14 protein-coding genes are annotated in these 13,437 nt (G+C 49.3%); 8 read left to right on the top strand and 6 right to left on the bottom strand.

Going from position 1 to position 13,437, the window contains the following annotated elements; all coding sequences use genetic code 11:
- Positions 1-17: 17 nt before the first annotated feature.
- Genes SPV1_RS09995 through SPV1_RS10010 form a run of 4 tightly spaced genes read right to left on the bottom strand, consistent with a single transcriptional unit; the run spans position 18 to position 3,314 of the window.
- Positions 18-713 carry a cytochrome c1 gene (locus tag SPV1_RS09995; RefSeq protein ID WP_009851068.1) on the bottom strand — a complete coding sequence of 232 codons (696 nt, stop codon included), beginning with the start codon at positions 711-713 and terminating at the stop codon, positions 18-20.
- Position 714: 1 nt separating this feature from the next.
- Entirely contained in the window at positions 715-1,935 is a 1,221-nt protein-coding gene (locus SPV1_RS10000) for a cytochrome b (RefSeq protein WP_009851069.1), read from the bottom strand.
- A 12-nt stretch (positions 1,936-1,947) separates the two neighbouring features.
- Entirely contained in the window at positions 1,948-2,550 is a 603-nt protein-coding gene (petA, locus tag SPV1_RS10005; RefSeq protein WP_009851070.1) for a ubiquinol-cytochrome c reductase iron-sulfur subunit, read from the bottom strand.
- A 56-nt stretch (positions 2,551-2,606) separates the two neighbouring features.
- Positions 2,607-3,314 carry a c-type cytochrome gene (locus SPV1_RS10010; RefSeq protein ID WP_009851071.1) on the bottom strand — a complete coding sequence of 236 codons (708 nt, stop codon included), beginning with the start codon at positions 3,312-3,314 and terminating at the stop codon, positions 2,607-2,609.
- Positions 3,315-3,544: 230 nt separating this feature from the next.
- Here SPV1_RS10010 and SPV1_RS10015 point away from each other — a divergent pair, with 230 nt between their 5' ends.
- The 8 genes from SPV1_RS10015 to SPV1_RS10050 all read left to right on the top strand — a co-directional run bounded on the left by SPV1_RS10015 (position 3,545) and on the right by SPV1_RS10050 (position 11,155).
- Positions 3,545-4,618, top strand: a complete 1,074-nt coding sequence (locus SPV1_RS10015) for an ATP-binding protein (protein WP_009851072.1) — start codon at positions 3,545-3,547, stop codon at positions 4,616-4,618.
- A gap of 34 nt (positions 4,619-4,652) precedes the next feature.
- A complete protein-coding gene (locus SPV1_RS10020; protein ID WP_009851073.1) occupies positions 4,653-5,057 on the top strand; it encodes a hypothetical protein in 405 nt (134 codons plus the stop codon).
- A gap of 73 nt (positions 5,058-5,130) precedes the next feature.
- A complete protein-coding gene (locus SPV1_RS10025) occupies positions 5,131-5,304 on the top strand; it encodes a Sec-independent protein translocase subunit TatA/TatB (RefSeq protein WP_009851074.1) in 174 nt (57 codons plus the stop codon).
- A gap of 37 nt (positions 5,305-5,341) precedes the next feature.
- Complete coding sequence (gene tatB / locus SPV1_RS10030; RefSeq protein ID WP_009851075.1) at positions 5,342-5,632, top strand: Sec-independent protein translocase protein TatB; 291 nt, start codon at positions 5,342-5,344, stop codon at positions 5,630-5,632.
- The gene (tatC, locus tag SPV1_RS10035; RefSeq protein WP_009851076.1) at positions 5,629-6,369 is read left to right on the top strand and encodes a twin-arginine translocase subunit TatC; all 741 of its coding nucleotides are present in this window, start codon (positions 5,629-5,631) and stop codon (positions 6,367-6,369) included. The genes tatB and tatC overlap by 4 nt, the downstream gene beginning before the upstream one ends.
- Positions 6,370-6,529: 160 nt before the next feature.
- Positions 6,530-7,828 (top strand): DUF3422 family protein, encoded by a 1,299-nt coding sequence (locus SPV1_RS10040; protein WP_231288374.1) that lies wholly within the window; start codon positions 6,530-6,532, stop codon positions 7,826-7,828.
- Positions 7,829-8,011: 183 nt separating this feature from the next.
- Positions 8,012-10,375 carry an NACHT domain-containing protein gene (locus SPV1_RS10045; RefSeq protein WP_009851078.1) on the top strand — a complete coding sequence of 788 codons (2,364 nt, stop codon included), beginning with the start codon at positions 8,012-8,014 and terminating at the stop codon, positions 10,373-10,375.
- Between the two features lie 261 nt (positions 10,376-10,636).
- Positions 10,637-11,155, top strand: a complete 519-nt coding sequence (locus tag SPV1_RS10050; RefSeq protein WP_009851079.1) for a helix-turn-helix domain-containing protein — start codon at positions 10,637-10,639, stop codon at positions 11,153-11,155.
- A gap of 219 nt (positions 11,156-11,374) precedes the next feature.
- On the opposite strand, the gene SPV1_RS10055 is transcribed toward SPV1_RS10050, so the two are convergent.
- Both SPV1_RS10055 and SPV1_RS10060 read right to left on the bottom strand, forming a co-directional pair.
- Positions 11,375-12,016 (bottom strand): hypothetical protein, encoded by a 642-nt coding sequence (locus tag SPV1_RS10055; protein ID WP_009851080.1) that lies wholly within the window; start codon positions 12,014-12,016, stop codon positions 11,375-11,377.
- A gap of 351 nt (positions 12,017-12,367) precedes the next feature.
- Positions 12,368-13,435, bottom strand: a complete 1,068-nt coding sequence (locus tag SPV1_RS10060; RefSeq protein ID WP_009851081.1) for a polysulfide reductase NrfD — start codon at positions 13,433-13,435, stop codon at positions 12,368-12,370.
- Positions 13,436-13,437 lie beyond the last annotated feature (2 nt).

Consider the following 13,437-nt stretch of genomic DNA (forward strand, 5'->3'; position numbering starts at 1 on the left):
GATCAATCATCTATAGATCAGTGCTTGATATCTTTCCATATCTCTTTCTTCAGCAGGTAGAATACAAGTGTCAGCAGGATCAGGAACCCCACCACATACCTGCCGATGGCACGGCGTTCGTTCTGGTGCGGATCACTGATATAGGCGAGGAAAGCCGACACATCCAGCGCCTGTTGTTCGAGATCGGCCGTATCCGCAGCATCATGCCCCAGCCAGGAGAGTGGATCAGGCATGGCAATACGATTTCCGGGAAAGTACTCATTGAAATTGCCGTCCGGCACATGGCCTGCAGGATCGTGTTCAAACCCTGTAAGAATCGAATAGACATAGTCCGCGCCGCCGCGCCGGGCACTGACAATCAGCGACAAATCGGGCGGCACCTTGCCATAGGAGACTTTTGCATCCTCCGGAGCAAGATCGGTAACCATGCCTGCAATCAACGGCTTGTCGCCGCGTAAATCATCCACATCTTCGCGCGACAGGCTGGTCTCGGGATAGTCGATCAAGTCCCTGTAGGTCACGTACTTGGCCGAATGGCAGCCCATACACAACTCGGTGAACACAGTCAGGCCCCGACGAATCTGCGCCTGATCGGTAACATCGATATCGGCATGCTTGAGGGCAACCCCATGCCCTTCACTGGCATGGCCGGGAAGTGCTGCAAACAGGCCGCCCAGCATGAATGAAACTGCCATCATCTGTTTCAGTTTCATGCTAAATCTCCTCCGGCAGCGGCCGGGTTTTCTCGAATTTATGCACAAAGGGCAGCATAAAGAAGAATGCAAAATAGTAGATGGTGGCCAGCTGTCCTATCAGCTTCAGCGTCGGGGTAGGTACGGAATGTCCGCAATAACCCAGTACCAGCACAGAAATGAAGAACAGGATGACCATCTGCCGGAAAACCGGTCGGTAACGCGCTGAACGCACCTTGCTTCGGTCGAGGAATGGCAGCAGAAACAACACGGCCAGCGATGCCCCCATCGCGATCACGCCCAGCAGCTTGTTTTCAAACGAGCGCAGGATGGTATACCACGGCGTCAGATACCACACCGGAGCAATATGAGACGGCGTCTGCAGATTATCGGCCGCTACATAGTTATCCACCTCAATGAAATAACCGCCCAACTGCGGATGGAAGAACACCACATAACAATAAAGAATCAGGAACACGCCGACACCGAATGCATCCTTGACGGTATAGTAGGGATGAAACGGAATCGTCCCCTTCCCTTCATGCACATCCACACCCGTCGGGTTATTCGAATGCACCACATGCAGGGCATGCACATGACCGCCGACAATGGCCGCCAGCAGCAGCGGGAAGAGATAGTGCAGCGAGAAAAACCGGTTCAATGTCGGGTCGCCGACAGCAAAGCCGCCGCGCAACAACTCCTGCAGGAAGCTGCCGATAACCGGCAGTGCGCCAAACAGGTTGGTAATAACCGTTGCTCCCCAGAACGACATCTGTCCCCACGGCAACAAATAGCCGAAGAAGGCAGTCCCCTGCATAATCAACAGGATCACCACGCCGATAATCCACAACAGCTCGCGCGGCCCCTTATAGGAACCGTAATAGATACCGCGTCCGATATGCATATAGACCACAATAAAAAAGGCCGATGCACCCACCGCATGCATGTAACGGATCAACCAGCCGAAATTTACATCGCGCATAATGCGCTCAACCGAGTCAAATGCGACGCTGTAACCGCCTGAAGTCATCATGGCACTCGGTTTATAGTACATCGCCAGGAAAATACCTGAAAGAATCTGGATCGTCAGCACAAGCATCGCCAGTGAACCGAAACTCCACATATAGTTCAGGTTTTTGGGTGTCGGATAGTCCGTCAGATGCGCCCGCGTCAACTTCACAATGTCGCTTCGCTCATCAAGCCATTGCGCCAGCCGGGAATTCAGCATTTTTTCAATCACCATGCACCTCTCTGGTTAACCGATAAGAATTTTGGTGTCGGACAGATACTTGTACGGAACCGTATAGAGATTGAACGGGGCGGGAGAGCCATCAATCACGCGTCCGGCAAGATCATACAACGATCCGTGACAGGGGCAGTGCCAGCCGCCCGGCCAGTCTTCGGGCACCGAACTGCCCCACTCGGCACGACCGGGGCTCGGTTTGAACAGCGGGATACAGCCAAGATGCGTGCAGTTGGCAATCAGCACCAGATGTTCGGGTTTAATCGAACGTGTCATCCGCTGTTCGGTGGTCTTCATCCAGTCGGCCTGTACTCTGGGATCGGCAAGTGATTCAGGATCCTTGAGTTTGTATTCATACTCCTTGAGGCGGCTGAGCATCGGTTCGGTGCGGTGTACGACAAAAACAGGTTTTCCCTGCCATGCAATCACCACCAGCTGACCCGGCACCAGTGTATCAAGGTTAAATTCGGTGGTCGAAACCGCCATGGTATCGGCGGCCGGCATCATGGAGCCGACAAACGGAACGGCCACGCCGGCCACCCCGACAGCACCCAGTCCCGATGCGACGCCCCACAGAAAGTTCCTGCGTCTGGAATCGACTTGATCTTCTGCCATGTTTCCTCCGACGTCATCGCAATGATGACGAGATTCATCAATAATGGGTAACCCGGTTATTCCTTGTCTGCATCTGCTGAACTTGTGACCTTGATGAAGGAGATGATTTCATCCTCATCACTGCCGGTCCGGTGTTGAGGCGGCATCAGCGTGCGCGCCTCGGGGTTGCCGGTGAACTCCTTGATGGCCTCTTCACTGTTATTATCCCATTTGCGGATTTTTTCCTCGGTCCAGACCCACGGTTCACCCTTGATGTATTTGGTAAACTTGTACTTATAACCCGGGTAGGTGCCCGCCTTGCGACCCAGCACACCCTTCAGGCTCGGACCAATCTTGTTTTTTCCGGTGACAAAGTCATGACACATCTTGCATGAAACCTGCGAGCCCGCCTGTGGAGGCAATTTAACACCCTGACTCGCCATCTGGATATAGTTAATAATTTCATCTTCTGTAGCGCCGGTATACGCCTGGCGCGGCATCTTCGTCTTAGCTGCCGGATTGTGGGTAAACTCTCTGACAGCCCGTTCACTGTCATTATCCCATCTGCGCAGCTTTGCCTCGGTCCAGACCCATGGTTTACCCTTGAGATATTTGGTAAAGGTATACTCATATCCCGGATAGGTTCCCGCCGTACGACCGATAATGCCTTTCAGGCTGGGACCGATTCTGTTCTCGCCGGTGGTGAAATCGTGACACATCTGGCAACGCCTCTCGGCCCCGGCATATGCAGCAGAGGAACATGAAGCAACTACAATAACAGCCATGCATACACTATAAACAGATCGGCACACATTCATAATTTCGCCCCTCCTTTATCCGTTAAATAATTATGGATTTTCGCTTTGCAGAGCAGCCCTGTCAAGAGACGCAAAGCAAGCTCAAGGAGTATAACCAGCAAGCAAGCCATTGTCTTCTCAAATCATGCAATGCAGCTCTGATTTTATCATGTTAAAATAGAATAGCCGCAGAAACATCTGCATGGCAGATTCCCGGCATGGTTGCCGCATACCCCGAAATTCAGCCGGAACACTGCCTGAACACTCACCTTTCCGATATACGTAAACCTGCGTGTACGCATTGTCTGGACAGATGTCCTGCCGATGCCATCACGCTGAACGCCGAGCATGTCCCGCAGCTGAATGTTTCAGCCTGTACCGGCTGTACCGGCTGCGTGCCTGCCTGCCCGGCCGATGCTATCGAAGATAAAGCTCTGTCTCCGGTGAACCTGCTGCAACAGGCCCGCCAGCTGGTAATGCAGGGGCAAAGTGAAATCAATGCAGCATGCAGTGCTGTTACCGATACCCGCCCCGGCCTGAGAGTGCACTGCCACGCCTCCTGGGACCCTGCGCTGCTGGCCTGCATGGCCGCTGAGGGTGTACGCATACTGCATCTGGAAGGGATCGACCAGTGTGACACCTGCCCTGCCCGTCACGGCTCCAGCCTGATGCAGCAAACAGAGAAAGATTATGCCACGCTGAACAAATCACTGGGTATTCAACTGCACATATCCCGCAAAGCCAAAGCAGTTGTGGTCGAAAAACCGCAACCCACAGCCGAACCGGAGCCGCAACGTCGCGCTTTTTTCCGCAGTCTGATCCCCACGCTTACACAGGGCGCAGCCATGGCCGCATCCCAGATCGGGCAGGCGGTCAATCAGGCCACTGCCCCGGAGATGGCGGAAACGGATACCGAGCATGGCAGCCATTTACCCGTGCGCCTGCAACTGTTTCTGCGTGCCCTGCCCCGCCTGCAGGCGAATTTCACGCCCGTACCATTCATACCATCGCTGCCATTAGGGGCGGTACAGGCAAATGCCAGCTGCACGGCCTGCAATCAGTGTGTTGAGCAATGCCCCACAGAGGCTCTCGGCATCAGAGAGTTTGGTGCAAATAAAATCCTTGAATTTCAGCCTGATGCATGCACAGGATGCAGGCAGTGCGTGAACACGTGTCCGGAGGACGCGCTCGAGTCATTACCCGGCATTTCACTGCCGTCTGTACTGACCCGGCGTGCGCGACCGTTGATCATGGTGCGCGGGGATATGCTAAAAAAAGAACCGGGCCAATAGCGACCGCCCTTAGCTTAAAGGAGGATGATTAACCATGGGAGAACATGTAACCCGCTCAATTGAGTTCAAAAGCCAGAGTAACGAGAGCACAAATCCTGCAGAGATGCACCTGACTGCATTTTCGCAGCAGGAGATGAAAGTGCGCGCACTGCAATCCCTGTTGGGCTTCTGGTTGATTGCCGCAATATGCGTGCTGATTCCAATCGCTCACTTCGTGCTGGTCCCCGGATTTTTCATCGGCGGTATTGTCGTAGCTTCACGGCGCTGGAAAACCGCAGAAGAGGGTCGCGATGCGACAGGCACCTGCCCTGACTGCAGCAAGGATATCTGCATCCCGCTGGATAAAATCGCCGAATTACCCCAATGGCACGATTGCCCCGAATGTGCAAAACCGCTTGCACTGCAGCTGCCGGAAGCAGCAGAAACGTCGCAGGCCTAGCCAAGCACCATTGTCGCGTTCATACTTGCGCCGCAAAAGTATCAAGGCTGATATGCAATTTTGGAGGTAGAATATGTTTGGTTTGGGAATATGGGAGCTGATAGTCATTCTCGTTATTGTGCTGGTCATTTTTGGTGCCAAACGTCTGCCTGAACTGGGAGAAGGCCTTGGTAAATTTGTCCACGGTTTGCGTAGCGGCCTGCAAAATGATGACGATAAGGAAAAGCACGGTGAGGAAAAGTCCTGACCGGCTCTTAAAGCAACTCTCTCCAGCATAAATTATCATGGAACTGTTCGGCATTGGATGGATGGAAATGATTGTGATTGGTCTTGTGGCATTGATTGTCGTGGGACCGGCACGACTGCCTGAGGCAGCACAAACCATAGGCAATGTGATCGGCTATCTGTCGCGTCAGTGGAAAAACATCCAGCAGGAGATTCGTCAGCCTGTGGAGGGTGAGATCACTGACATCAAAGGCCGCTTTGAAAGCACCATTCGTGAAGTAACCGATATCGAGCCGCTGAGCGTCAAGAAGAAAGACCACAAGCCCACCGAACAGACTGAACAACATTGATTCCTCACCTGATTGAGCTGCGCAACCGTCTGTTGCGCTATATGCTGATACTGATTCTGACTCTGCTGATCTGTTTCTGGCAGGCCGATACACTATTCGCCTGGCTCTCGCATCCGTTACGCGATGCACTCGGCCCGCATCCGGTGATGATTTTCACCGCTCCTCACGAAGCGTTTTTCACCTACCTGCGGGTCGCCATGTTTTTCAGCTTCTTTTTTACATTCCCGTGGCTGCTGTCTGAATTATGGGCCTTTATCGTGCCCGGCCTCTATGAGCATGAAAGAAGCCTGTTCACCCCCCTGCTGCTCATTGGCGGACTGCTGTTTTACGGCGGCGGCCTGTTTGCCTATTTCGGCGTCTTCCCTTTTGCGTTCAAATTCTTCTTTGGCTTTGCGACCGATCAGATCACAGCCATGCCGTCGCTGAAGGAATCCCTGACGCTGTTCATGCGCATGCTCTTTGCCTTCGGCCTTGCCTTTGAGCTACCGATGGTCTTATTGCTCCTGATGCACTTTGGTGCCGTAACTGCTGAACAATTAAAGGCAAACAGAGGCTATGTTGTCCTCATCATATTCGTACTCGCGGCGGTTCTGACGCCACCGGATATCATCACACAGATCATGCTGGCACTGCCGATGTGCCTGCTATTTGAGCTCACGCTGGTTGGCCATCGCTTCCTGAAAAAGCGGGCTCATGCCGCCGAAGAAGAGGCAGCCTCGTCCGAATCAAACAGTTAACCCTGAGCTTCCCCTGCCCCGCCATATGCTGATCCAGGCTTGATCAGATTGAGCAGATCGCCCGCGTAAAAATCACAGAATAGTTCTTGATAGGAAAATAATTTTACCCGGCATGAATTGTGCCCGTAGGAATTATATGATTCAGGCCTATAATGGCCCCATGCGCTATCCATTACCATCCGAATTTGCCATGCGTTCCCGACTCAACGATGAGTTACACACTCACCCCTATGAGCCTCTAAACCCTCCTGAGCACGTTGTTTCCATTGCCATGTTGACCGGTGAGGAACAACACGATCAGGTAGATGCGCACCTTGCCTCGCTTTGTGAACACTTCGGTAAACAAACTCCGAAAGAGAGCATCCGCTGGCGCATGGATTTCGGCATCTTCCGCATGAAAGTAGAAAAGCATCAGGAGTTCACGCGCTATAAACTGGTCAGCAAGCCTGACACGAAGGCTCAGGACGACCTGTTCTCGGATTCGCCGCTTGCCCTGCTCCCCGAGGGCTGGCTGGCCGCTCTCCCGGGTGAGATGCTGGTTGCCATCGATATCGTTATCCTGCCCTATCCGGAAGATGCTTCCCCCCGGCAACTGGTGGATAAATATTCGGGATATTTCGATGCCACTACATTGACCGCATCTCAGGTCGGTCGCAGCAGCAATGTCGCCTTCACCGACTTTCAAATTCGCGATGATGGCATGTCGCGCCTGCTTGTTTTCACGAAGGCCAAATTACCGTCTCAAATCGGTCGCCTGACTCACCGGCTTATTGAAATGGAAACCTATCGCATGATGGCATTTATGGCCGTCCCCGAAGCGCGCAGACTCCTCAAGGAGCTGCCGCTCGCAGATGCCAGGCTAACGCAGCTCACACGCGCCATTTCCGACGGCGAAGGTGTGGATGACGAAGCCCTGATGCACCAGCTGACCACACTTGCCGCCTCTGTCGAAAACCTTGTGGCTACACATTACCGGCGTTTTTCAGCAACGCAGGCCTACTTCAGTCTGGTATTCAAGCGTCTGAATGAACTGCACGAAGAGCCCATCGAAACCATGCCCACTATCGGCGGCATTCTGGAGCGTCGGCTGGAACCTGCGAGAGACACCTGTGACTCGGTCTCCCATTGGCTGACTCAGCTGGCCACGCGCGTCAGCAAAACCACGCAACTGTTGCGCACGCGCATTGATGTGCAACATGAAAAGCAGAATCAGGAGATGCTCGCTGCGATGAACAGGCGTTTCCAGTTGCAGCTGCGGCTGCAACAAGCGGCAGAGTTGCTATCCATTGCCATCTTCACCTATTACACGGTCAACCTTCTGGATTATGTATGCCAGGAACTGGCCCTGCTGGCCGGCATTCCCCTTGAATCACTGCTGGTCAAATCGGTTGCCGCCCCGGTGTTGGCGCTCAGCGCCTTCCTGCTCATGCGTCGCCTGAGATCAAAACGGGATATCTGACAGGCAGAGTTCGGCCATATTCTGACGCTCGATTAATTGTATAAGCTAGCTTAACAAGTAGACTCGGTAGTTGGGATAGAACATATTCGGTCGTCTAAAGTTTGTTTTGTATAAGTTGGATGCGATTTATGAGTCACAAATTCTGGGCTGGGCTTGTCATGCTTAAGAGGGGAAGAAAGTTTTATGGAACCAATTGATTTTAAGGAAATTGCAGAACTATTAAACAACTCCAATAATATTGAGTTTAACCCTAAGCCAATTAAATCGGACAAGAATAAGAGTTGGGATTTGTATAAAGGTCACTACAAAATTCATGGAGAGACACTTGCTTTCGAAGTTTTATACTTGCATGCAAAGGTAACGGTTGAATCTCTGAACTCTGCTTATCAGCAAGCATTCACAAAGGACTTTACACGGGTTGTCTATCCGGCTTCATTAGATCGGAGAATTAAAGCCCATAAAGAAATATTCAAAGAAGCAAAAAACTTATGTACCACAAAAGAGTATCTCTCTTCGTTTATTGCTGAAGAGCTGAAGAATTATTCTGAGAAGCTGAAGTCTAGAAGTCCAAAATTCTACATAAACCCAAACATTGACGTTCCAATTGGAGTAACCAGAAAATTCCCCAACCCTATTATTGGGGCTCTCAAAGACCCTAGGGAATCGGGAGAGCTAATTGTACTCCTTGCACAGCCGGGGCAAGGTAAAACATTCATGAGTGAGTATGTTGTTTCGAAGTTGGCGGAGAGCGATAAGGATTTTTTTCCAATCTACATAAACTCTGAACAATGGGCCACAATGGGGCCGGCAGAAATTGGCTCGCTATGGAAGACCATTACACACTCATTTCGCCATATGGAGACACCGATTGGATGGGCCACTGGACGAGAGGATATTTTTGTTCAAACAACATTAAGAGCCGGTCTGTTTTGCATAGTGTTTGATGGGTTCGATGAGTATATTCTTCAAAATCATGGCCGCGTTAATGCAATTGAGATCATCAAGGTACTATCTGAGCTGGCAACTGAAACCTCAGCTAGAATCTTAGTTACTTCGAGGAGCACCTTTTGGGAGTCTGAAATCGATTCCCAATTAGATAATAGTAACAAAAAATCTATTGCATTCAGTGAATATAAAATGCGCGCTTTTGACCCAAACCTAGCCCGCTCATATTTCACGAATAGACTCGTTAATGGTCGCCAGGTCAATATGGCTTCGGAGATGTTTAGTAGACTTTATTCTCAAGAGGATGAGTTCATTGGAAGGGGCTTTACCCTGTCTTTAATAGCCGACTTGTTTTCAGATCCTGATGATATTGTGCCATATGACTCGACCAAACACAGCCCATTTATGTGGCTGATGGCAGCTCTTTGTGAGAGGGAGCAACGAAGACAAGACTTACCAATTAATGCTGTTGAACAAATAAAGATCTTAAGCCTATTCGCTGCCGAGATTGCTCAAAAAGAAGAGCCTAACCAGATTCTCTTAGACTTTTGCATAGAAACTGTTGCTCCAAAGTTAAGTCCTGATGCAAGAAAAAACTGTATGAATAATATGGCTCCGCATCCATTAATAAATTTGATTCCTGACTCAGGTCAGTGGGACTTTACACAAAAACAAGTAAATGTAACTTTTCTTGCAAACTACCTGTTAAATGCTACGGAAGGTGAAGTAGCTCATTTTTCTAATAAAGCCGATATTAATGATGACTTTTTGAGTGATGTTGGAATTGCATTAGTGCAGCTTCTCAATACTTTTGGAGACCAAGAAGAGGATGCAGAAAAGCTAATTTCACGGTTGCTAAATCCATCAGATATTACTATTCCAGAATACATCGACTCTTTTGACTGCCTCAGAAGGCTAGCCTTTATTGTTGCATTCCGATTTGTTGAAGCATCCGACTTAAAAGAAAAGCTAGAAAGAACAAATTTGCTTCTAAGGCTTTTTCCAAATAATAAGCTGGAGCGTATCCCTTTTTTTGGCGCTATTGCAAAATATGACTTTTCAAAAGTTACGTTTACACGATGCAAATTTGACCATGTTCGCTGGGGAAATTGTAAGTTTGGTCCGGAAACTATCTTTGAGCACTGCAATTTTATAGGGACTGGAAGCTCAAATAACTGCGAAAACTTTGGCCTTGCTAAATGGAACAACTTAATCGCAGATAGTGAAGGGCAAGCTTTCATTGATTCACAGCGAATATTAGCCGGAACAAAGAATTATGACTTGAATGATCTTAAGTCTGATATTGATTCAGTATTAAAAAAGTTCTTTGTCGCTGGAGGGTTGGGGTTTAAGAAGATCAACGTAAATCACATAGCAACGGGACATATAAGTACTTCATATCATAAGGGACAGATTATTGAGTGCCTTTCACAGCATGTTTTTTCGCTAAAATCAAATGCTGGAATAGCAGAAAAAAACTACTATGAAATAAATAACGAATCTCAAGAAGCAATGCGATTTTTTGCGAACAATAATGTTTATACCGGGGGCATAAAGTCGGCCTTCAAGAAACTGGCTTCAGATTTATGTCTGAACACATAATTATTATTTAGATGATTCCCTTATATTACAAATATAGCGTTATGTGATTGAATGGGTGTCTTCTTTTGATCGGCCCGTCCTCACCATGGCTAGGAACGGCCAGAAACGGACTTTCACATATGACAAATGCTCGGATCGATGATTAGAACAACGTAGTCTGCCACCTGTTATGCTCCTGAAGGTGGCCGATAGTGCTGGAATGCTTGCGGAGATAGTAAGTGCAGCTAATCTCGACGTTTTTGACTATGGGAGGATTGCAAAATGGACTGGACGGGATTACTCAAGCATCTTGGCATATCACGTGGGATAGTCCTCGCTATTTTTATCACGACCTTCACGATGAAGTTTGGACCAGAGTATTTCGAAAGTATCCCAGCAACCCCTGCCCCGTGGCCCGCTATTGCCTTTGCGCTTATGATCCTCACCGGTATTTTATTGCTTATCTGGGCTGTTATCGGAATATGGGAGTTCATTGTAAGAAAGTGGCATTCGATCTTCTCTTTTGTGTATTCAAAACTTCCAATGACTCAACTACAGATCGATTTGTTATACGGCATGGGACAACACCCATCCCGCTTCTTGGATTTAGATCGACTCCCTTATGGGAATTATGGGGAGGAAGTGCTTACGCGGCTTGAGGCAATCGAGGCAATAAGAAATCTTTCTCGAAAAGGGTATGTCGAATTCTATAGATCCAATAATACTGCATTCTTGACGCCAAGAGGCGAAAAAGCTGCTCTTCGAATTGAGAGGAAGACCCAAAATGTTTCCCAAGACTGATTTCCTTGGCTAAGACGACCACAAAGGAAGAAGACGTATGTTAAGTGATGAATACTTAGTCGATTCACAAAAACTGAATCGCCACTAATTTTCTAGACAGGCCTAATGTCCACTTCTGGCCGAACCTCGTCGGTCGCATAACGGCCAAAAGCGGACATTCAGCAATCATAGAAAGTTAGTCTATAGAAGCTGTACGGGGTGAGGGCGGATTTGTGCACCTTACCTTCCCATGTCCGCCAAGAACTTCTGTGATTCTTCTAGAACCACCAGGGCAATATGTAATAGGAAGGTATGAACAACAGGCACATCATTTAGCGTGTAGCTTTCAATAGGAGCCTTGAATACTCCGTAGCCTCCATCTGAGTGTGAGCCTTCAATAGCGGCATATCGATGGATTAGTCTTAGCGGAGTAAATGGAACCATTTCTGGAGTGCTCCCATCTTCTTTTGGTGCTTCCCAGTCTAGAAGAAATCCTTCATTGACCCATTCATCCAAAGAAGTCTCTGAGTACTGTGGTGGTGCATGATATTTGGCAGATATAATCGGGAGCGGCTCTGGAAAAGTAAATATGATAGCTCGCCGAGTCACATCTTGGACCACCTCACCTTCGGGGGTGACTTCCTTTATGTTCATACTGCCAATTTGATCTAGCTTATAAACAGTAAATTCTTTGCCAAAATGATTCGCTAAATCAAACAATAGCCCGTTACCATCCCCCTTTCCCACCAATGATCGTAACAATGCTCCAATATGCATAATCTCAGCTGAGTCCTGCCCTATCAGGTAACGGGAAGACGCTCCCTTCAGCAACCTCACTCGCTTTTCCAACTCAGTTAGACGCTGTTCGATTTCTTTTTTCATATCCTGCTAGGGTAATCTGCTTCTCAGCTAGGACAACCCCCTTATCTATAGGCATGACAACTTTTAACTATTTAACAATTAAAAAGGTTAGAGCCCTCTTTTTGACTGGCCGCATTTGGCCGAACTACGCCTGTCAGCTAGCAGCTGCACTGGCCGTCGTCATTCCATGAGTAGCGCGAATACCACCTGAGACTACCCCACCCCGGAATGCAGTCATAAGAGATAAACATCCCGGCAGGTCTGCTGGCGTAACAACAATCGAAATATGAAACAGGTGGAATCGATCGGCACAAAAAAAACCGGAGGCGCATATGCGCCCCCGGTTCAGGTCAATCTGTGTTACAGTGAAGATCAGGCTTCAGCGTGTCTTCTTTCCATAACTTCTTCATCAGTACCGTAGAGACCATCTTTCTTCATGCGACGGTTCCACAGGAAGCAGCCTACGAGGAACACGCCGGCTGTGATGGCGATATCTTCCCATGATGAAAAGAATGGTGTGTGATCGATATCATCCGCATGCGGGCTGATGATCCACATATACCGCTCCAGGAAGGTACCCATCAGGATGCTGAATGCCGGGAACAGCATCAGCGCCGGTGAGTGGCGGATAGCCGAGAAGATCAGCATCAGGAACGGAATGAACGAGTTCATCAGGAAGAATGCCCAGAACAGGAACCAGTTAGGACCATCCATCATCTTGTGGAAACGCTCAATTTCAAACGGCAGATCACCATACCACATGATCAGATACTGCATGAAGAATGCGTAGGTCCAGATGATGGTCAGAGCCAGCATAATCTGGGCGCAGTAGTTGAACACGTAATCATGCGTTGGCCGCTTTAACAGGTTGCGCTTGCGCAGGAAGAACAGTGCAATGATAAAGAAGGCCAGGAATACGCGCATCATGCTTTCAAAGTGGTAAGGGCCATAAATCGGGCTCCACCAGCGCGGAATCTGAGTCATCTCGAAGTCCCATGACATGATCGTGCCATAGATGCAGTAGATGAACGGAACCAGCAGCGCAACATTACGGAACTTGCGGCGGGCAACCGGATCAGCGGTTGGATACTCTTGCTTCTGCAATTTTACAAAGTAGCTGCAGAACGCCCATACCGCCAGGAACAAACCGATCTGTCTCAGATCGAAGAAGATAATATTGTGCCAGCCGTTTAACGGCTCGCCGAATGTATCCCCTCCCATCCATGGGAACGACTTGGCACCGGAAGCCAGAATAATCAGCAGCAGCACAAAACCCAGTGGAAACAGCGCAGTGGCTGAGGACATCAGGAATCTTACTTCATAACGCCATTTACCGTTTACCAGATGCAGCACAGCACACCAGAAAATTGCTGCCAGCGGCATGTAAAGGGCAAACAGGAAGTTGTCCATCAAAATGGCCCAATTCGCATATGAGTTCATCT

Origin of the sequence: Mariprofundus ferrooxydans PV-1, assembly GCF_000153765.1 — a bacterium.
In the GTDB taxonomy this organism is placed as follows: Bacteria; Pseudomonadota; Zetaproteobacteria; order Mariprofundales; family Mariprofundaceae; genus Mariprofundus; species Mariprofundus ferrooxydans.

Bases quoted from the DNA above. Each gene is read 5' to 3' on its own strand.
- SPV1_RS09995 (WP_009851068.1), bottom strand. From the start codon at position 713: ATGAAACTGAAACAGATGATGGCAGTTTCATTCATGCTGGGCGGCCTG.
- SPV1_RS10000 (WP_009851069.1), bottom strand. From the start codon at position 1,935: ATGGTGATTGAAAAAATGCTGAATTCCCGGCTGGCGCAATGGCTTGAT.
- petA (WP_009851070.1), bottom strand. From the start codon at position 2,550: ATGGCAGAAGATCAAGTCGATTCCAGACGCAGGAACTTTCTGTGGGGC.
- SPV1_RS10010 (WP_009851071.1), bottom strand. From the start codon at position 3,314: ATGGCTGTTATTGTAGTTGCTTCATGTTCCTCTGCTGCATATGCCGGG.
- SPV1_RS10015 (WP_009851072.1), top strand. From the start codon at position 3,545: ATGGTTGCCGCATACCCCGAAATTCAGCCGGAACACTGCCTGAACACT.
- SPV1_RS10020 (WP_009851073.1), top strand. From the start codon at position 4,653: ATGGGAGAACATGTAACCCGCTCAATTGAGTTCAAAAGCCAGAGTAAC.
- SPV1_RS10025 (WP_009851074.1), top strand. From the start codon at position 5,131: ATGTTTGGTTTGGGAATATGGGAGCTGATAGTCATTCTCGTTATTGTG.
- tatB (WP_009851075.1), top strand. From the start codon at position 5,342: ATGGAACTGTTCGGCATTGGATGGATGGAAATGATTGTGATTGGTCTT.
- SPV1_RS10040 (WP_231288374.1), top strand. From the start codon at position 6,530: ATGCGCTATCCATTACCATCCGAATTTGCCATGCGTTCCCGACTCAAC.
- SPV1_RS10045 (WP_009851078.1), top strand. From the start codon at position 8,012: ATGGAACCAATTGATTTTAAGGAAATTGCAGAACTATTAAACAACTCC.
- SPV1_RS10050 (WP_009851079.1), top strand. From the start codon at position 10,637: ATGGACTGGACGGGATTACTCAAGCATCTTGGCATATCACGTGGGATA.
- SPV1_RS10055 (WP_009851080.1), bottom strand. From the start codon at position 12,016: ATGAAAAAAGAAATCGAACAGCGTCTAACTGAGTTGGAAAAGCGAGTG.
- SPV1_RS10060 (WP_009851081.1), bottom strand. From the start codon at position 13,435: ATGAACTCATATGCGAATTGGGCCATTTTGATGGACAACTTCCTGTTT.